The organism is Streptomyces sp. NPDC040545, from assembly GCF_055595065.1.
This window is the reverse complement of record NZ_JBVIWA010000006.1, coordinates 61,407-78,636: the sequence shown is the minus strand read 5'-3', so window position 1 is coordinate 78,636 and position 17,230 is coordinate 61,407. Positions and strand designations below refer to the sequence as shown.

The following is a 17,230-nucleotide window of genomic DNA, read 5'->3' as shown; positions in this document are numbered from 1 at the left end:
CCCCATGAGTACTTTGCAGACGATCAACGACGTGTCCGTGCTGATGTGTGAGGCGGAGGGCGAGGTCATCGCCGGTGAACGCGAGGCACTCGACTGCATCGGCGACGCCGGCTACCGGGGTGCCCGGTGGGTCGTCATCCCCGCCGGGCGGTTCGACGACGCGTTCTTCCGGCTGAGCACCCGCGTCGCCGGCGCGATCATCCAGAAGTTCGTCCAGTACCGGGTCGGGATCGTCGTCCTGGGCGACATCTCGCGCCACACGGAGGCCAGTCCGGCGCTGCGCGACTTCGTCCGCGAGTGCAACCGCGGGACGCAGACGTGGTTTCTCGCCGATGTCGCGGAGCTGGGCGAGCGGCTGGCCGGTCCGGCGGCGTGAGCGGAGCCGGCGCGCTGTGCGTCCTGCGGGCGGCCGACCGGACCGCCACCGTCTGGAAGAACGGCGGGGGAGTCACCCGGGAGATCGCGGCCTGGCCCGAAGGCGCGGGCATGGACGGCTTCGGCTGGCGGGTGAGCCTGGCCGAGGTCGCCGCCGACGGGCCGTTCTCGGCCTTCCCCGGCATCGGGCGCACCCTGACCCTCGCCGAGGGCGCGGGCATGGACCTCACCGTGGGGGGCGTACGCCGGCTCGTGGACGAGCGGTTCGCGCCACAGGACTTCCCCGGGGACGAGCCGACCGACTGCCGGCTGCTCTCCGGCCCCGTCGTGAACTTCAACGTGATGTACCGCCGCGACGCGGTGGAGGCGCGGACCGCCGTCGTGCGGGGCGCGCTCGACCTCGCGGTCCCGCCGGGCGGGACGCTGCTGGTGGCCGCGCTGGAGGGACCGGCGGTACTCGAACGGGCCGGTGACCGCGCGGAGCTGCTCCCGTACGACGCGGCCCTGCTGACCGGACCGCTCGACTGCCGGGTCCGTACGGCCGGGCGCGCGGCCGTCGTACGGTTCGCCCCGGCCCCGGCCGCGGACCAGCTCTAGCGGATGCCGTTGCGGGTGCCCAGCTTGATCCACTTCGCGGTGCTGGGCACGCCCTTCGCGTCGAGCAGGAAGAGCATGTAGTACCCGGGCGGGGCGTCGGCCGCGCCCGGCGGCGTGCGGAGCCCGATCGTGGAGCCGTGGACGCCGGTGATCCGCAGGTCCAGGTGGCGCTGGCTGGTGTTGACCGAGTGGGTGACGGTGGTCGGTGCCAGCAGCACGGCGCGCCTGACGTCCTTGGCCGTCGAGCTCGTGACCTGGAAGGCCGTGTCGTGGCCGAGGTCGCCCGCCGGGGCCCGGTCGAGCGCCGGCCGGGCGCCCCGGTGCAGGTAGGCGGGCTCGTAGAGCTCGATGCTGCCGTCCATCCCGTCCTTGATGTCGGGATCGTTGGCGATCTGCTGGAGCTCGTCCCCGGTGACCATCATCCGGCCGTCCGGCAGGACCAGGGCGTTGGAGTGGTAGCCGCGGGGCAGCCGCTGGGCCGGACCCAGCTTCCAGTGGCCGCGCGCGTCGCGCAGTTCGATCTGCCGGTACTTCAGGTCGGCTTTCGGGTTGAAGGGCCCGTTGCCGTAGTTCCGGGTGTCCAGGGCGCCGTTCACCGTGATCAGGGTCCCGTCGGGCAGGATCAGGGTCCCGTCCTGGGTGCGGCCGAAGGCCCTCGGCTCCTCGATGCTCCAGCGGCCGCCGGACAGCCGGTACGTGAGCGGGTCGCGCGGGTCGCCGCCGAGCACCAGCACCGAGTCCGGGCCCCGGAAGCCGGCCGGCAGCGGCACCGCCGAACCGTAGCCCCGGAAGTCGGCGGGCCGCCGGGGCAGGTCGGTGCGGGTGTCCTTGACCGGGTCGAACAGCCACTGCTGGTCGGCGTCGCGGCCGAGCCCGTAGATCTTCCCGTCGCGCAGCGAGAAGAGGTGCGGATAGTCGTTGCGGAAGGGGGCCTGTGACCGGAGCCGCTCCGCGGGCACGTTCGCCGGGATGTCGTACGAACGCCAGGGCACGGGCCGCCCGAGCGCGGGGAAGCGCTCCACCACCGGAGTGGGTGTGCCCGTACCGCGCTCGGACTGGCCGGACATGATGATCTGCCGGCCGTCCGGCCCGGTCACCACCGAGGGGTACCAGCGGCCCACGGCCATGTCGCGGTTGCGGAACCACTTTTCGGTCCACGGGTCGAACACGAAGGACAGCTTGGCGCCGCTGCCGCCCTTCCCGCCGACGTTGCCGCCGAACACCCCCACCATGCCGTTGGGGAGGTAGGAGTGACCGGCGCAGAAGAACGGCGCCGGGCGCGGGGCGTAGGCGCCGTCGGGCATCAGCACCACCGGGGGCGGCACGTTCTTGAAGGCCTTGGCTCCGGTCCCCCGGGCGGGGTCCCAGAGGTAGGCGCGGCCCGCGTTGGTCCGGCCGACGGTGTTGGTGGGTCCGGTCTCCTTGGTGGGATCGGCTTCCACGCGTTCGAAGGAGAAGAGCAGCACCTTGCCCGTCGGCAGCTGGGCCACGTGGACGCCGAAGTCGGGGGAGGGGAAGAACCGGGTGAACCGGCCGAACCGGGCTGCGTCGAACTTCGCGTTGCCCTTGCGCTGGGACTCCTCCAGCGAGGCGAGGCTCGACGTGCGCTTGGACTGCGGATAGCCCTGATTGCCCTTGGCCGCCTCGCGCAGCCGTGCGTGCGCGCGGGCGTGCTCCTCGCCGAGTACCGCGGCCTCGTCGCCGGTGTGGTGGGCCGCGGCGAAGGCCGGGGCGGGTCCCGCCAGGGCGACGGCCAGGGCGGTGGCGAGCGCCAGTACCGACAGGACGGCGGGGCGTGACCGCGGTGCGCGGGACGGGCGTCGCGCGCGGGAGGGGCGTGCTGCCCGGGACGGGCGTGCTGCGCGGGACATGGGACTCCTCACCGCAGGAGGGCCCGGCACCCGGCGCCCAGGCCGGCCCCAGAACCCGCTGATTGCCTGAAGGACCTCGCTGATATTAGGACGAATCGGAACGAGCGAACGGTGCGACTCGGTGCTCCGCGCCCGCCTGGGGCCATCCGGCCGAGGGGTTTGGGCAAATTTATCGTTTCTGCGGTGATGGGCTTCCGCCATCGAGGTGAGACCACGTGCCCGTCGGCCGGCCCGGAACGCCGCGGACCGCTATCCATGGCGATGTGATCAAGCCCCTCCGCACCGGATTCACCGCAGCCGCCATGACCGCGACGCTCGTCGCGCTCACCCCCGCCGCCGGGGCCTCGCCCTCGGCGACCTCGGCCCCCACCGACCAGGTCACCGTGGACGTCGCCACCGTGAACGGATCGGGCTGCCGTCCAGGCAGCGCCGCCGTCGCCGTGTCGCCGGACAACACGGCCTTCACCGTCACCTACAGCGAATACGTGGCCCAGGCCGGCGGCGGCGCTCCCGCCGTCGAGGGCCGCAAGAACTGTCTCCTCTCCCTCGACGTCCACGTCCCCCAGGGGTACACCTACGCCGTGGCCAAGGCCGACTACCGCGGCTTCGGCAGCCTCGCGCCGGGCGCGGTCGGCACGCAGAAGGCCAGCTACTACTTCCAGGGCATGAGCCAGACCGCGTACCGGACCCACAAGTTCAACGGCGAGCTCGACGACAACTGGCAGGCGACCGACACCACGGGCATCGAGGCCCTGGTCTTCGCGCCCTGCGGTGAGCAGCGCAACTTCAACATCAACACCGAGCTGCGGGCCGAAGTGGGCACCTCGGACCCGTCGCAGACCAGCTTCATGGCGCTCGACTCGACGGACGGCAGCATCAACAGCGTCTACCACTTCTCCTGGAAGCAGTGCCCGGTCCGGCGCTGATCCCGGGAGCGCCCGCTCCCCGTTCCCAGGGGTGTCCGCAGGGGCCCGCCGTCCGGTGGGCCCATGCGGCGTGTCCGGTGCCGGGTCAGGCCGACGCGCGCCGCACCAGTGCCGTGGCGGTGATGACCGGATCGGGTGCGGTCCGCCGCCCGTCCGGACCGCCGTTCAGGCGGTGCATCAGCAGCCGCGCCATCAGGCGGCCCATGCCCTCGATGTCCTGGCGTACGGTCGTCAGCGGCGGGTCGGCGCTCTCCGCCACCGGTTCGGCGTCGTCGAAGCCGACCAGCGCCACGTCCCCGGGCACCGTCCGGCCGCTCTCCCGCAGCACGCGCAGGGCGCCCGTCGCCATCAGGTCGTTCCCGGCGAAGACGGCGTCGATACCGGCGTCCCGGTCCAGCAGTTCCGCCATCGCGCGGGCCCCGCCCGCCGGGGTGAAGTCCCCTTCGGCGAACAGTTCCGGGCCGGCGGCCGCCAGCGCGTCCCGGTAGCCGCTCAGCCGGTCGGCCGCCGAGGTCTGGTCGAGCGGGCCGGCGATGTGCGCGATCCGCCTCCGGCCCTGCGCCAGCAGATAGCGCACGGCCTCCCGCGCGCCCCCGCGGTTGTCGGCGTCGACATAGACCACGCCCTCGCCCGCACTCTCGCCGTCCCCGGTCCCTGTGGTCCAGCCGGGCCGGCCACCGTAGACCGTGGGCATGCCGATGCGGCGGGTGATGGCGGGCAGCGGGTCGTCGGTGTGCAGGGAGAAGGCGAGGGCCCCGTCGACGTGACCGCCCGCCAGGTAGCGCTCGATCCGGTCGTAGTCGCCGCGGTCCTCGACCAGGAGCAGGACGAGCTGGGCGTCGTGCGCGGTCAGCTCCTTGGCGATGCCGCGGACCTGGCGCGAGAAGAAGGGGTCCGAGAAGATCCGGATCTCCGGCTCGGCGATGATCACCGCGACGGCCCCGGTGCGCCGGGTGACGAGCGTGCGGGCCGCGTGGTTGGGGACGTAGCCCAGCACGCGGATCGCCGTACGCACCCGGTCCACCAGATGGGCGCGGACCCCGTCGCCGCCGTTGACCACGCGGGACGCGGTGGCCCGGGACACCCCGGCGTGCGCCGCGACGGCCTCCAGGGTGGGGCGGCTGCCGGGACGCGGCTCGGTCACGGATGCTCCTCCACGGTGTCCACGGACGGTGGCCTCGACGGGCAGCGGGGTAACCGGTGATCCCCTCCGGTCGCTGCCCCGTAGGCGGGTTACGGCCGGGTGGCGGCCCGCTCCAGCAGGCCCCGCAGGACGCGCTGTTCCTCCGGGGCGAGGCCGGACAGCGGGGAGTCCACGGCGAGGAGCGCGAGGAGGCGCTCGCGCAGTGCGGTGCCCTCGGCGGTGAGGACGAGCTGCTTCGCGCGGCGGTCGGTGGGGTGCGGATGCCGCCCGATCAGGCTCTGCTTCTCCAGCTTGTCGACGACGAAGGTGGTGTTGGAGGGCTCGCAGCTCATGCGTTCGGCGAGCTCGCGCATGGTCATCGGGCCGCTCATCTCCCGCAGCGCCGCCGCCTGCGACGCGGTGAGGCCCAGGGTGGCGGCGCGCTCGCGTACGTGCTCGGCGATCCGCTGGGCCAGTCCGTTCACCAGGCCGCACAGCTGTCGCTCGGCGATGGCCTGCTGCTCCGGGGGCGTCGTCATACCACCACCCTAGCAAGTCCGTGAAGCCAACATATTTACAACTTGAATGATTCGAGCTTGATGCTTATGGTGGCGTCGTCGCCGCAGCGAACCGCGGCGGCCTGATGGCAACTCACAGGAGAGACCCCATGGCTGACGTGACGGTGGCTCAGGACGTACGACTGCGCCGTCCGGCGGGAATCCGCTCGATATGGCTGGGCGACACCAAGGTGTCGTACGTACCGGACGGTGACGTCCGGCTCCGGCCGCTCCGGCTGCTCCAGGACAGCACCGACGAGGTGTGGGCCGCGCATCCGGAATACCTGGACCCCGAGGGCCACCTGGTGGGGAGCGTCGGCGGACTGCTCGTGGAGCACGGCGGCCGCGCGCTGCTGATCGACGCGGGCTTCGGCCCGCAGACGTACGAGGCCCCGGAGGGCCCGCTCGCCACGATCCAGGGCGGCGCGCTCGTACGCAGTCTGGCCGCACTCGGCCGCAGCCCCGAGGACGTCGAGGCGGTGGCCTTCACCCACCTCCACGCCGACCACCTCGGGTGGGCCTGCCACCTTGCGCCCGGCGCGGACCGGCCGGTGTTCGCCCACGCCGAGTACCTGATATCCGAGCCCGAATGGGAGCGGCGCGACCTTCTGGAGGCCCAGGGCATGGCCGAGCAGGCCGCGGCCCTGGCACCGCGCGTACGCACGGTCACCGACGGTCAGGAGGTCTTCCCCGGCGTGCACGTCCGGATCACCCCCGGCCACACCGTCGGTCACGCCGAGTACGTCATCACCGGCGGCGGGCGCAGGCTGATCGCCTTCGGGGACGCCGTGCACTCGCCCCTCCAGATCGACCACCCCGAGTGGTCCTCGGGCTTCGACCACGACGGCGCCCTCACCGCCGGCCACCGCCACCGCCTCGTCGCCGAGCTGGCGGAGCCCGGCACCATCGGCTTCGGCGTCCACTTCGCCGACGTCGTCTTCGGACACGTCCGGCAGGACGGGGAGGGCCCGGCCTGGCGCCCCCTGGACGCGTGATCCGCAGGCCGGGCGGCGGTCAGAATTCGGGGACGAAGGGGAGGTAGTCCGTGTCGGGACCCGAGGGGATCACCGCATAACTGCTCTCGGGGAGTTCGTTCCACACGCCGTGCAGGTCTCCGAGCGGCTCGGACACCACGAGGCGGGTCTCGTCCGAGACCTCCCTCAGGTACGGCACCTCCGGGTGCAGATGCCGGACGGTCTCGGCCCGGGAACTGTAGAACAGCGTGCGGGACTTTCCCTGGCTGGAGTAGCGGAAGGCCCAGACGTGCACGCCGTCACTCACCGCCACCGTCATCTGGAGCGGTTCCGCTACGCCGTGCTCCTTGCCCAGCCGCTCCACGAACCCCGCCATCCTGGCCACCGCACCCGGGGCGTCCTGGTCGAGACCGAACGTGACCGCCAGGTAGAACATCACCTCGGAATCGGTGGATCCCTCGATGGACGGGAAGAGCGCGGGGTCGACGGCCATGCACAGATCGCGCTGCAGCCGGTGGAAGTCCGCGATCGCGCCGTTGTGCATCCACAGCCAGCGTCCGTGGCGGAACGGGTGACAGTTGGACTGCTGGACGGCCGACCCCGTCGAGGCCCGGACGTGCGCGAAGAACAGCGGCGAGCGGACGTGCGCGGCGAGCTCCTGCAGATTGCGGCTGCTCCACGCCGGGCCGACGTCCCGGAACACCGCCGGGGTGCCGTCGCCGTCCGCGCTGTACCAGCCGATGCCGAAACCGTCGCCATTGGTCGGTTCGGCGCCCATCTTGGCCCGGAGGCTCTGGTTGATCAGCGAGTGCTCAGGGCGGTAGAGCACGGTGTCGAGGAGCATGGGCGAACCCGAGTAGGCGAGCCAGCGACACATGCGCACCATCCCCTTCGCGACCTGCTCCGAGCCTAACCCCGCCGAGGTCGGGGTTCTCGCGGGACGGGCCGTCCGCGGGCGGCCGCGGGTCAGGAGAAGAGCCAGCGCGTCTGGCTGTAGCCGCCCTTGCCGAAACCGAAGGCGGTGCCCGGGCGGACCGAGAAGACCAAGGCCTCGCCCGCGTCGGGATTCACGAACACGCCGTCCCCCACCTCGAAATGCCACTCGGCGCCGTACTTCGCCTCCCAGGCGGCGGCGAGCCGGCGCAGCCTGCCGGGATCCGTGACCCGGGCCGCCACACCCTCCACGACCAGGTCGAATCCCTCGTGGAGGGTGTTGGTGCCGGTGGTGAGGACGACGTGTGCGTTGCCGCGGAGGTTCTTGGCCTTGCGCTCCTCGGGCCCGGTGCAGAAGTGCAGCGCGCCGTCCGCCCAGACACCGATCAGCGGGGTCACGTGCGGCCGCGCGTCGGGGCGCACGGTCGTCAGCCAGTACAGCTCGGCCGCGGCCAGCCGGGTGACGGCCTCCCGCCAGGGCACGGCCGTCGCCCGCGCGTCGCTGTACCGCGGGTCCAGCTCGGCGCGGGGTTCCTCGCGGGGTTCCTCGTCGGGCATGGCTGTCCTCCTGGTGCGGTCTGCGGTCTGCGGCTGCGGTCAGGCACCAGCCTGTCCCGCTGTGCCCCGGCCGTCCACCGGGGCCGCGCCCGGCGCCGTCCGCGCGGAGTCCCGCGGGGACGGCGCCGTCGCGTATCAATGGCCGAAGTCGAACCAGTTGACGTTCACGAAGTCGGCGGGCTGGCCGCTGGTGAAGGTCAGGTAGACGTCGTGCGTGCCCGTGACCGCCGTGATGTTCGCCGGCACCGTACGCCAGCTCTGCCAGCCGCCGGTGGACGCGACCGAGAAGCTCCCGACCGGAGCCGAGGCCGGGTTGTCGATCCGTACCTCGACCAGCCCGCTGACCCCGCCGGCCGCCCCGCTTGCCACGCGCCCGTAGAACTGCCCGGCCGGGGCGGAGCCGAAGTCGACCCCCCGGAACAGTGCCCAGTCGCCGTTGCCGATCGCCGCGAGGTTCTGGCCGCCGCCGCTGTCGGTGGTGCTCTCCTTGGCCGTGCCCGACTGGCCGTCGTAGGACTCGGCCTGGATCGGCGTGTACGCGTCGCGGTGCCCGGGCGGTGTCGTCGGCGGGGTGGTGGGCGGTGTCGTCGGGGGAGTGGTGGGCGGTGTGGTGCCGCCGGTGGACCGGAGGACGGACACGTAGTCGACGACCATCGCGTGTCCGGGCTGGGTGCCCGCGTCGGGGCCGCCGCCGAAGGCGTCCGGGAAGCCGCCGCCCATGGCGACGTTCAGGATGATGAAGTAGCCGTGGTTCGTGGCGTCGGTCCAGGTCTTCGCATCGACCTGATCGGCCCTCACCGTATGGAAGTTGAACCCGTCGACGTAGAAGCGCATCTCCTCGACCGCGGTCGAGCGGTCCCACTCGGCGGCGTACGTGTGGAAGCCCGCCTGGCAGCTGGCGCCAGGGCAGACGCGCTGGCCGCCGATCCCGGAGGTCTCGTTGCAGGGGCCGCCCGGACTCGTGCCGCAATGCACGGTCGCCCAGACGTTGTTGAGGCCCTGGACGTTCTCCAGGATGTCGATCTCGCCGATGCCGGGCCAGTTCCACCAGTTGCCCCGGTAGGGGGCGCCGAGCATCCAGAAGGCCGGCCAGTAGCCCTTGGCGGCCGGGCCCGTCACGTTCGGCATCTGGATCCGGGCCTCCGACCGGAGCTTGCCGCCCGCCGGGGGCTCGAAGTCGGCCCGCCGGGTCTCGACGCGGCCGGACGTCCAGTTGCCCGCGGCGTCCCGGCGCGGGGTGATGCGCAGGTTGCCGGTGCCGTCGAGGGAGACGTTGGAGGGGTCGGCGGTCATCGTCTCGATCTCGCCGGTACCGAAGTGGGCGGGTCCGCCGGGGTAGGAGGTGCCGGTGGTGTACTGCCAGTCGGCGGTGTTCACCCCGGACCCCGCGGGTCCGTCGAAGTCGTCGAGGAACACCCGGGACCAGCCCGCCGGTACGGGGGGAGCCGCGGCGTTCGCGGGCAGGACCGCGCCCGCGGCGGCTGCCGCGACCACGGCGATCGTGCTGAGCGCGGCTAAGACGGATCGCCGGACCGTCGGCCGCTTCCTGCCGGATATCTCGTGCATGGGTGCCCTCTCTGAAGCGCGCCGAGGCGCGGTGCGGGGGGAAGGGTCAGCGGGTCGGGCGGCTTGAGAGCGCTCTCAAGCCGCGCCGCTGGACACTGTCCTCCGCACCCTCACGGGCCGTCAAGAGATTGAGCTGGCAAAGCATTTGGGAGCAGGGTGAGTTCAATCAATGAACGCGAGGGTGCCGGCCTGGGTCCCGTACCGCCGCCGGTCGACGGCCGGCGGCGGGGCGCTCACCCGTACGGACCAACCCGCCGTACGTCACACCGGCGGACCGAGCACCTCCTCGGCGCCGGGCAGGTCATGGACGGAGGCCGCCGTCCCGGTCAGCGGCAGCAGGCCGGACAGCGGGCACGGCACGGGCATCTCGTGGTCGACCTCCCACTGCCCGACCGTGTTCCCGCCCGCGTGGTCCATGGTGCAGACGGCGTACAGGTTGCCGGCGCACCCCCGGCAGAGCAGGGGCCGGTGGCCGGTCACCACGGCCGGTCCGGAGTGCCGCGCACGGCACGCTCTTGTAGCGTCGGTCGCGACAGGATTCCAGGTGATCCCACCGGAGTCCGCAGGCCGGTTCGCTCACGCGGAACACGTCCCGCCGGCGCGCCGAGCCACCCGTGTGCCGCCCGCGCCGGAGCCGAGCCGGTCCGCCCCTCGCGAAGCGACCGGGCGCACGCGCAGCCCCCGTGAGAGAGGCCGTGCCGATGTCGAAGGATGTCCCGATAGCGAGCCTGCTGCGTGTGGAGAGGGGCGTCGCCGCCCCTGAGGAACTGGCCGCGATCGCGGTCGTCGTCGCGTGTTACGCCCAACGGACCTCCGGCGGCGGCGACACGGCCGGAGGTGCCGGGCCCGGCCGCCGGCGAACCGCCGTACCGGCCGTCGGCTGCTGGGCAGGTTGCTGGGCCTGCCGCTGAACCGCTTCCGCCGGCCGCACGCACGGCCGGCGGAAACGGGGACGAGGTGGTCACGCCCGGCGCAGCACCGTCGAGAGGACCTCGCGCAGCGTCGCCGGGGCATCGGCCACGGCTCCCTCCGAGCGCCAGGCCACGAACCCGTCCGGCCGTACGAGCACGGCGCCCTCGGCGCTCATCGCGTGCACCTCGGTCCAGTCGGAGCGCCCCTCCTGGACCAGGTCCGCACCCGGCCCGGAGCCGATGGTGTAGGCGTCCAGGCGCATCGACAGCTGCCCGGCCACCTGTTGCGCGGCCGCCTGCCACGGCGTCCCCGCACCGCTGAGCAGCACGAAGGAGCGCTCGTAGAGGTCCAGGGTGGAGATCCGCTCACCTGACCGGGTCACCCACAGGTGCGGGGCCCGGGTCCCGGTGTCGCCGACCAGCCGCAGGGTCTCCGGGATGACGGGCCGTCCGGCATCGCCGCCGACGAGCGCGCCCTTCGGGTAGCAGTAGCCCATGGCGGTGGTGAGGACCCCGCTGCCCGGCCCGCCGCCCATGGTGGGCGGCGGCGCGTACCCCGGGTGGCTGTGTTCCGCCGAACGGGCCGACGCCCGCTCGCTGGTGGCTCTGGCCACCGGCAGCCGCTCGTCCTCGTAGGTCTCGAGCAGTCCGATGCCGGCCGAGCCGTCCAGTACCGCGGCGATCTTCCACGCCAGGTTGTGCGCGTCCTGGATGCCCGTGTTGGAGCCGAACGCCCCCGTGGGGGACATCTCGTGGGCCGCGTCCCCGGCCAGGAACACCCGTCCGGACGAATACCGCTGCGCCACCCGTTCGGCCGCGTGCCACGGGGCCTTGCCGCCGATCTGCACGTCCAGGTCGGGTACGCCGATCGCGTCGCGGATCTGGTCCACGCACCGCTCGTCGGTGAAGTCCTCCAGCGTCTCGCCCTGCTCCGGGTGCCACGGGGCGTGGAAGACCCACTGGGTCTTGTTGTCGACGGGCAGCAGCGCCCCGTCCGCACCCGGGCGGATCAGGTAGCAGACGATGAAGCGCAGGTCGCCCAGCACCTCGACGAGCTTCTCCGAGCGGAACGTGACGCTCACGTTGTGGAACAGCTCGCCGTTACCCGTCTGGGGGATCCGCAGCTGTTCCCTGACGGGACTGCGCGGCCCGTCCGCGGCGATCAGGAAATCGGCGCGCACGGTGATGTGCTCGCCCGTCTCCCGGTCCTTCACCACGGCGTTCACCCCTGTGGCGTCCTGGTCGAAGCTCATCAGCTCGGTGGAGAACCGCACGTCCGCGCCCATCTCGCGGCTCTGTTCGGCCAGCACCGGCTCGATGTTGTTCTGGCTGCACAGACACCAGCCGGTCGGACTGAACCGGGCCAGCGCCCCGGCCGGATCGATCGACTTGACCAGCCAGTTGTGGTCGCCGTCGGTCAGCGACCTGGCCTGCAGAATGCCCTGATTTCCCTCCAGTACGGACGCCGCCCGGCGGATCGCGCGCTCCGCCCCTGCCGTGCGGAACAGCTCCATCGTCCGGGCGTTGATGCCACGGCCCCGCGGGTGTGCGGAGGTGCCGGAGTGCTTCTCGACGAGCAGGTGCCTCACTCCGTGGCGGCTCAGGAAAAGCGAGGTGGACAGGCCCACGAGGGAGCCGCCCACGACGAGAACCGGTACGCGAACATCGGCGTTGTCTTCCATCAGCTGCGGGCTCCTGTTTTCTGTGTGGGGGAGTGGACTCTTTATGCCCCCGATCCGGGATGAGGCCCAGTCGATTCGCCGGTTGTCACCCGCTTGATCCGGACATGTAGCGGTACGTCCCCACCCGGATGACGATGAGCGACAGCGGCTCCCCCTGAGACGCGCCGGCCTGCCGTTCCCCACCAGAGGCGGCCGCCGGCCCGGGCGGACGCCACCGGTGACGGACGAGGGGTCCGTATGCGATGGATCTCCACCCCCTCATGAAGGAGTGAGTAGATGACAACCACCCTGTCCGAACGGGTGTCGCAGTCAGCCTTCGACGGCTCCATGCTCCGGGTCGTCCTGCTGATGGACCTCCACGAGGGGACCCAGCAGCAGTTCTTCGAGGCGTACGAACAGCTCCGCCACGACATCGCGTCGGTTCCGGGCCACATCAGCGATCAGCTGTGCCAGTCCTTCGAGAATCCCTCCCAATGGCTCATCACCAGCGAGTGGGAAAGTGCCCCGCAGTACCTCGCATGGGTCAACAGCGAGCACCACGCCGAACAGGTGAAGCCGCTCGGCGCGTGCGCCCGTGCCATGCGCCCGCTCAAGTTCACCGTCCTGCGGGAGACCGGCCGCGGCTACGGCCAGGAGTCCCGCCCGGCCACGGCACGCCTGCAGAAGACCCCCCGGCTGGGCGCCGGCATCGTGCGCCACGCCCTCACCTTCACCGTCAAGCCGGGGAGCGAGAAGGACGTCGCGTCCATCCTCTCCAGCTACGCCTCCCCGGCGGCCCGGGTCGACGACCACACCCGCCTGTGCCGCACGTCCCTGTTCATGCACGGCAACCGGGTCGTACGGACGGTCGAGGTCCAGGGCGACCTGATGGCGGCCCTGCGGCACGTCTCCGAGCAGCCCGAGGTGCGCGCCGTCGAGGAGGCCATCAACCCCTACCTCGAACAGGACCGGAACCTGAACGACCCGGAGTCCGCGCGCATGTTCTTCATGCGGGCGGCGCTCCCGGCGGTACACCACATCGCCGCACCCGAGGCCGAGTCCGCAGAGGTCAAGCGGCACGCGCTCTTCTACCCGGCCAAGCCGGGCTGCGGCGCGGCGCTCGCCAAGTTCCTGGCCCGGCAGGACGAGGCGGCCGCACACCACCCGGCCAGCCCCGTTCGGAGCAGCAGCATCTTCCAGCGTGACGACATCGTCGTCCGGCTCATCGACGTCCGCGGCCCGCTCGACGCCGAGCCCGACACCACGTTCGGCGTCTCGGGACCGCGCAAGGCGGCGGTGCTCGACCGGCTGACGGCCCGGGCCGGCAGGCGGGTCCGCACCCCCGGCCACACCATGGACCTGATCACGGACCGCCGGGCACCCGCGGATTCCTGATCCTCCCCGGCCCCTGGCCCACCCCCCGTTCCACCCCCGATCCCGCCCCATCCGCACCAGGCTCTCCCCACACGCAGGAGGAACCCGCCATGACCCAACAGCGCCCACGCATCGTGGACCTCAGCGAGACGCCCCCCAACCGCCGGCGCGGCGGAGACCTGCGGGCGGTGCTCACCCCGACCTCGGTGGGTTCCACCAGCGGCTTCATGGGCCTGGCGATCATGGCTCCCGGGGAGTCGATCGCGGAGCACTACCACCCGTACTCCGAGGAGTTCGTGTACGTGGTCAGCGGCCGGCTGGAGGTCGACCTCGACGGCGAGGCCCACCCGCTGCGCACCGACCAGGGACTCCTGGTTCCGCTCAACACGCGCCACCGCTTCCGGAACGTGGGGGACACCGAGGCCCGCATGGTCTTCCACCTCGGCCCGCTGGCCCCGCGCCCCGAGCTCGGCCACGTGGACACCGAGCAGGCCCCGCACCCGGAGGGCACCGCGTGGGAGCAGCCCCCGGACCGTACCGGAGCGGTCTCGTGACCCGCCGGCGGGTGGCCGTCACCGGAGTCGGTGTCGTCGCGCCCGGCGGGATCGGCGTCCGCGACTTCTGGGACCTGCTCTCCAACGGCCGTACGGCGACCCGCGGGATCAGCCTCTTCGACCCGGCCGGGTTCCGCTCCCGGATAGCCGCCGAGGTCGACTTCGACCCCGCCGCGCACGGCCTCGAACCCGGCGAGGCGGACCGGGCCGACCGCTACATCCAGTTCGCCCTGGTGGCCGCCCGGGAGGCGGTGAAGGACGCGGGCCTCGACCTCACCACGGACGAGGCCTGGCGGACCGGAGTCTCCCTCGGCACGGCCGTCGGCGGCACCACCCGGCTGGAGCACGACTACGTGGCCGTCAGCCAGTCCGGATCCTGGTGGGACGTGGACCACAAGCGGGCCGGCCCGTTCCTGCACCGGGCGTTCACCCCCGCCACCCTCGCCTCCGCCGTCGCGGAGCAGACGGGTGCGCGGGGCCCGGTCCAGACGGTCTCCACCGGCTGCACCTCGGGACTCGACGCCATCGGGTACGCCGTCCACTCCATCGCCGAGGGCCGGATGGACGTCTGCATCGCGGGCGCCTCCGACTCACCCATATCGCCGATCACCGTGGCCTGCTTCGACGCCATCAAGGCGACCTCGCCGAACAACGACGACCCGGCCCACGCCTCCCGGCCGTTCGACGCCGACCGGGACGGGTTCGTCCTCGGCGAAGGCGGAGCCGTCCTCGTACTCGAAGAGCTGGAACACGCCCGCGCCCGCGGTGCGACCGTCTACTGCGAGATCGGCGGCTACGCCACCTTCGGCAACGCCCACCACATGACCGGGCTGACCGCCGAGGGCCTGGAGATGGCCCGGGCCATCGAAACCGCCCTCGCCGAGGCGGGCGTCGCCGCCGACGAGATCGACTACGTCAACGCCCACGGCTCCGGCACCAAGCAGAACGACCGCCACGAGACCGCGGCGGTCAAGCGGGTCCTGGGCGACCACGCCTACAAGACGCCGATGACCTCCATCAAATCCATGGTGGGGCACTCCCTCGGCGCGATCGGCGCCATCGAACTCGCGGCCTGCGTACTCGCCATGACCCACCAGGTGGTACCGCCGACGGCGAACTACGAGACGCCCGACCCCGAGTGCGACCTGGACTACGTACCCCGCGTCGCCCGCGGCCGCAAGCTGCGCAGCGTGCTCTCGGTGGGCAGCGGCTTCGGCGGATTCCAGTCCGCCGTGGTCATGACCCGGCCGAAGGAGGAGGTCTCGTGACCAGCCGTACGGTCATCACGGGCATCGGAGTCGTCGCGCCCAACGGCGTGGGCGCCGACGCCTTCTGGAAGGCGACCCAGTCCGGACTCAGCGTCCTGGACCGGGTCACCAGGGCGGGCTGCGAGCACCTCCCGCTGCGCGTCGCGGGCGAGGTCCGGGGCTTCGACCCCGGCGCCATGGTCGAGGACCGCTTCCTCGTCCAGACCGACCGCTTCACCCACCACGCGCTGGCCGCGGCCGATCTCGCTCTGGAGGACGCCCGGCTCGGCCGGGCCGACTACGAGGGCGACCCCTTCTCCGTGGGCGTCGTCACCGCCGCCGGATCCGGCGGCGGTGAGTTCGGCCAGCGCGAGCTCCAGCACCTCTGGGAGCAGGGGCCGCGCTTCGTGGGCCCGTACCAGTCGATCGCCTGGTTCTACGCGGCGAGCACCGGCCAGATCTCCATCCGGCGCGGGCTGAAGGGCCCTTGCGGGGTCGTGGCCAGTGACGAGGCGGGCGGGCTGGACGCCTTCGCGCACGCCGTCCGCGGGATCCGCCAGGGCAGCCGGGCCATGCTGGCCGGGGCGACGGAGGCACCGCTGGCGCCGTACTCCATCGTCTGCCAGCTGGAGTACGAGGGGCTGAGCACGGGGGAGGACCCCGAGCGCGCCTACCGGCCCTTCACCGACAAGGCCTGCGGATTCGTCCCCGCCGAGGGCGGCGCGATGTTCGTCGTCGAGGACGAGGACGAGGCCCGCCGCCGCGGCGCCACCGTACGGGCGGTCCTGGCCGGCCACGCCGCGACCTTCACCGGCACCCGGCGACGGGACACCGCGGGCGAGGGGCTGGCCCACGCCATCCGCGGCGCCCTGCGGGAAGCCGGCTGCGCGCCCGAGGAGATCGACGTGGTCTTCGCCGACGCCCTCGGGACCCCGGAGGCCGACGCGGCCGAGGCCGCCGCCATCGCCGACGCCCTCGGCGCGTACGGGCGGAAGGTGCCGGTCACGGCGCCCAAGTCCGGTACCGGCAGGGCGTACTGCGCGGCGCCCGCCCTCGACACCGCGGCTGCGGTCCTGGCCCTGGAGCACGGCATCGTCCCGCCGACCCCGAACGTCTACGACGTGTGCCACGACCTCGACGTGGTGACCGGCAGCGCCCGCACGGCGGAACTGCGCACCGCGCTGGTGCTCAGCCGCGGCCGGATGGGGTCGAACTCCGCGCTCGTCGTCCGCAAGGGCTCGTAGGAAGAAGGGAGAACCAAGATGTCCGACCGGCTGACCCTGGAGGAACTGGCGGCCCTCATGAAGAAGGCCGGCATCACCGTCGAACCCACCGAGCTGGCGAGCCGCCCGCACTCCGCGTTCGACGAGTACGGCCTCGATTCGCTGGGCCTGCTCGGGATCGTCGGCGAACTGGAGAACCGGCGGGGGCGGGCGCTGCCCACCCACGCCGACCGCTGCAAGACCCCCGGGGAATTCCTCGACCTCGTCAACCACAGTCTGATGACCGGAGCCTGACATGGCAGGACACACCGAGAACGAGATCACCGTCAACGCCCCCGTGGACCTCGTATGGGAGATGACCAACGATCTCCCCAGCTGGCCGCAGCTGTTCAGCGAGTACGCCTCCCTCGAAATCATCGAGGAGAAGGGCGACACCACCCGCTTCCGCCTGACCATGCACCCCGACGAGAACGGCAAGGTGTGGAGCTGGGTCTCGGAGCGGACCGTCGACCGCAAGGGCCTCACGGTCCGTGCCCGGCGCGTGGAGACCGGCCCGTTCGCACACATGGACATCCACTGGCAGTACTTCAAGGTGCCCGGTGGCACCCGGATGAAGTGGACCCAGGACTTCGCGATGAAGCCGGACGCCCCGGTCGACGACGCGTGGATGACCGACAACATCAACCGCAACTCCCCGATCCAGATGGCGCTCATCCGGGACAAGATCGAGAAGCGCCAGCGCGAGGGCCGTGCCCCCGCCGTCAGCCGAGTCTGAGACGA

19 protein-coding genes are annotated in these 17,230 nt (G+C 72.2%); 11 read left to right on the top strand and 8 right to left on the bottom strand.

Annotated features, from left to right (window positions below):
* Nucleotides 1-4: 4 nt before the first annotated feature.
* The gene (locus ACZ573_RS14490; protein ID WP_471303511.1) at nt 5-376 is read left to right on the top strand and encodes a DUF4180 domain-containing protein; all 372 of its coding nucleotides are present in this window, start codon (nt 5-7) and stop codon (nt 374-376) included.
* Nucleotides 373-972: a HutD/Ves family protein gene (locus tag ACZ573_RS14485; protein ID WP_471303508.1), complete on the top strand. Its 600-nt coding sequence runs from the start codon at nt 373-375 to the stop codon at nt 970-972. The genes ACZ573_RS14490 and ACZ573_RS14485 overlap by 4 nt, the downstream gene beginning before the upstream one ends.
* Here ACZ573_RS14485 and ACZ573_RS14480 read toward each other — a convergent pair.
* Nucleotides 969-2,843 carry a galactose oxidase-like domain-containing protein gene (locus ACZ573_RS14480; protein ID WP_471303506.1) on the bottom strand — a complete coding sequence of 625 codons (1,875 nt, stop codon included), beginning with the start codon at nt 2,841-2,843 and terminating at the stop codon, nt 969-971. The genes ACZ573_RS14485 and ACZ573_RS14480 overlap by 4 nt on opposite strands.
* A 302-nt stretch (nt 2,844-3,145) precedes the next feature.
* Between ACZ573_RS14480 and ACZ573_RS14475 the strand changes: the two genes are divergently transcribed.
* Nucleotides 3,146-3,769 (top strand): DUF4360 domain-containing protein, encoded by a 624-nt coding sequence (locus ACZ573_RS14475; RefSeq protein WP_471304079.1) that lies wholly within the window; start codon nt 3,146-3,148, stop codon nt 3,767-3,769.
* An 85-nt stretch (nt 3,770-3,854) separates the two neighbouring features.
* Here ACZ573_RS14475 and ACZ573_RS14470 read toward each other — a convergent pair whose 3' ends face one another.
* Together ACZ573_RS14470 and ACZ573_RS14465 are read right to left on the bottom strand one after the other, a co-directional pair.
* Nucleotides 3,855-4,913 carry a LacI family DNA-binding transcriptional regulator gene (locus ACZ573_RS14470; protein WP_471303503.1) on the bottom strand — a complete coding sequence of 353 codons (1,059 nt, stop codon included), beginning with the start codon at nt 4,911-4,913 and terminating at the stop codon, nt 3,855-3,857.
* Nucleotides 4,914-5,002: 89 nt separating this feature from the next.
* A complete protein-coding gene (locus ACZ573_RS14465) occupies nt 5,003-5,431 on the bottom strand; it encodes a MarR family winged helix-turn-helix transcriptional regulator (protein ID WP_471303501.1) in 429 nt (142 codons plus the stop codon).
* A 128-nt stretch (nt 5,432-5,559) separates the two neighbouring features.
* On the opposite strand from ACZ573_RS14465, the gene ACZ573_RS14460 reads away from it, so the two are divergent.
* Nucleotides 5,560-6,444 carry an MBL fold metallo-hydrolase gene (locus tag ACZ573_RS14460; protein WP_471303499.1) on the top strand — a complete coding sequence of 295 codons (885 nt, stop codon included), beginning with the start codon at nt 5,560-5,562 and terminating at the stop codon, nt 6,442-6,444.
* Between the two features lie 19 nt (nt 6,445-6,463).
* Here the strand turns inward: ACZ573_RS14460 and ACZ573_RS14455 are convergent, their stop codons facing one another.
* From ACZ573_RS14455 to ACZ573_RS14440, 4 genes are all read right to left on the bottom strand, one after another.
* On the bottom strand, nt 6,464-7,300 hold the full coding sequence (locus ACZ573_RS14455) for a class II glutamine amidotransferase (protein WP_471303496.1): 837 nt from the start codon (nt 7,298-7,300) through the stop codon (nt 6,464-6,466).
* A gap of 89 nt (nt 7,301-7,389) precedes the next feature.
* On the bottom strand, nt 7,390-7,914 hold the full coding sequence (locus tag ACZ573_RS14450; RefSeq protein WP_471303494.1) for a pyridoxamine 5'-phosphate oxidase family protein: 525 nt from the start codon (nt 7,912-7,914) through the stop codon (nt 7,390-7,392).
* A 135-nt stretch (nt 7,915-8,049) separates the two neighbouring features.
* Nucleotides 8,050-9,480, bottom strand: a complete 1,431-nt coding sequence (locus ACZ573_RS14445) for a glycoside hydrolase family 16 protein (RefSeq protein ID WP_471303491.1) — start codon at nt 9,478-9,480, stop codon at nt 8,050-8,052.
* 261 nt (nt 9,481-9,741) lie between these two features.
* Entirely contained in the window at nt 9,742-9,960 is a 219-nt protein-coding gene (locus tag ACZ573_RS14440; RefSeq protein WP_382540634.1) for a hypothetical protein, read from the bottom strand.
* Nucleotides 9,961-10,181: 221 nt separating this feature from the next.
* Between ACZ573_RS14440 and ACZ573_RS14435 the strand changes: the two genes are divergently transcribed.
* Nucleotides 10,182-10,391, top strand: coding sequence for an acyl-CoA carboxylase epsilon subunit (locus ACZ573_RS14435; protein ID WP_471303489.1), 210 nt, complete (start codon nt 10,182-10,184; stop codon nt 10,389-10,391).
* Between the two features lie 50 nt (nt 10,392-10,441).
* Here ACZ573_RS14435 and ACZ573_RS14430 read toward each other — a convergent pair whose 3' ends face one another.
* Nucleotides 10,442-12,073: an FAD-dependent oxidoreductase gene (locus tag ACZ573_RS14430; protein ID WP_471303486.1), complete on the bottom strand. Its 1,632-nt coding sequence runs from the start codon at nt 12,071-12,073 to the stop codon at nt 10,442-10,444.
* Nucleotides 12,074-12,349: 276 nt separating this feature from the next.
* Here ACZ573_RS14430 and ACZ573_RS14425 point away from each other — a divergent pair, with 276 nt between their 5' ends.
* The 6 genes from ACZ573_RS14425 to ACZ573_RS14400 all read left to right on the top strand — a co-directional run bounded on the left by ACZ573_RS14425 (nt 12,350) and on the right by ACZ573_RS14400 (nt 17,225).
* Nucleotides 12,350-13,447, top strand: coding sequence for a SchA/CurD-like domain-containing protein (locus ACZ573_RS14425; protein ID WP_471303484.1), 1,098 nt, complete (start codon nt 12,350-12,352; stop codon nt 13,445-13,447).
* An 89-nt stretch (nt 13,448-13,536) separates the two neighbouring features.
* A complete protein-coding gene (locus tag ACZ573_RS14420) occupies nt 13,537-13,980 on the top strand; it encodes a cupin domain-containing protein (RefSeq protein ID WP_053629578.1) in 444 nt (147 codons plus the stop codon).
* On the top strand, nt 13,977-15,248 hold the full coding sequence (locus ACZ573_RS14415; protein WP_327387297.1) for a beta-ketoacyl-[acyl-carrier-protein] synthase family protein: 1,272 nt from the start codon (nt 13,977-13,979) through the stop codon (nt 15,246-15,248). Before ACZ573_RS14420 ends, ACZ573_RS14415 begins: the two co-directional genes overlap by 4 nt.
* A complete protein-coding gene (locus ACZ573_RS14410) occupies nt 15,245-16,471 on the top strand; it encodes a beta-ketoacyl synthase N-terminal-like domain-containing protein (protein ID WP_471303480.1) in 1,227 nt (408 codons plus the stop codon). The genes ACZ573_RS14415 and ACZ573_RS14410 overlap by 4 nt, the downstream gene beginning before the upstream one ends.
* An 18-nt stretch (nt 16,472-16,489) precedes the next feature.
* Nucleotides 16,490-16,744, top strand: a complete 255-nt coding sequence (locus ACZ573_RS14405; RefSeq protein WP_471303478.1) for an acyl carrier protein — start codon at nt 16,490-16,492, stop codon at nt 16,742-16,744.
* A gap of 1 nt (nt 16,745) precedes the next feature.
* A complete protein-coding gene (locus ACZ573_RS14400) occupies nt 16,746-17,225 on the top strand; it encodes an SRPBCC family protein (protein ID WP_471303476.1) in 480 nt (159 codons plus the stop codon).
* Nucleotides 17,226-17,230: the final 5 nt, after the last annotated feature.

Bases quoted from the DNA above. Each gene is read 5' to 3' on its own strand.
- ACZ573_RS14480 (WP_471303506.1), bottom strand. From the start codon at position 2,843: ATGTCCCGCGCAGCACGCCCGTCCCGGGCAGCACGCCCCTCCCGCGCG.
- ACZ573_RS14420 (WP_053629578.1), top strand. From the start codon at position 13,537: ATGACCCAACAGCGCCCACGCATCGTGGACCTCAGCGAGACGCCCCCC.
- ACZ573_RS14455 (WP_471303496.1), bottom strand. From the start codon at position 7,300: ATGTGTCGCTGGCTCGCCTACTCGGGTTCGCCCATGCTCCTCGACACC.
- ACZ573_RS14490 (WP_471303511.1), top strand. From the start codon at position 5: ATGAGTACTTTGCAGACGATCAACGACGTGTCCGTGCTGATGTGTGAG.
- ACZ573_RS14425 (WP_471303484.1), top strand. From the start codon at position 12,350: ATGACAACCACCCTGTCCGAACGGGTGTCGCAGTCAGCCTTCGACGGC.
- ACZ573_RS14450 (WP_471303494.1), bottom strand. From the start codon at position 7,914: ATGCCCGACGAGGAACCCCGCGAGGAACCCCGCGCCGAGCTGGACCCG.
- ACZ573_RS14475 (WP_471304079.1), top strand. From the start codon at position 3,146: ATGACCGCGACGCTCGTCGCGCTCACCCCCGCCGCCGGGGCCTCGCCC.
- ACZ573_RS14430 (WP_471303486.1), bottom strand. From the start codon at position 12,073: ATGGAAGACAACGCCGATGTTCGCGTACCGGTTCTCGTCGTGGGCGGC.
- ACZ573_RS14460 (WP_471303499.1), top strand. From the start codon at position 5,560: ATGGCTGACGTGACGGTGGCTCAGGACGTACGACTGCGCCGTCCGGCG.
- ACZ573_RS14465 (WP_471303501.1), bottom strand. From the start codon at position 5,431: ATGACGACGCCCCCGGAGCAGCAGGCCATCGCCGAGCGACAGCTGTGC.
- ACZ573_RS14405 (WP_471303478.1), top strand. From the start codon at position 16,490: ATGTCCGACCGGCTGACCCTGGAGGAACTGGCGGCCCTCATGAAGAAG.
- ACZ573_RS14435 (WP_471303489.1), top strand. From the start codon at position 10,182: ATGTCGAAGGATGTCCCGATAGCGAGCCTGCTGCGTGTGGAGAGGGGC.
- ACZ573_RS14400 (WP_471303476.1), top strand. From the start codon at position 16,746: ATGGCAGGACACACCGAGAACGAGATCACCGTCAACGCCCCCGTGGAC.
- ACZ573_RS14445 (WP_471303491.1), bottom strand. From the start codon at position 9,480: ATGCACGAGATATCCGGCAGGAAGCGGCCGACGGTCCGGCGATCCGTC.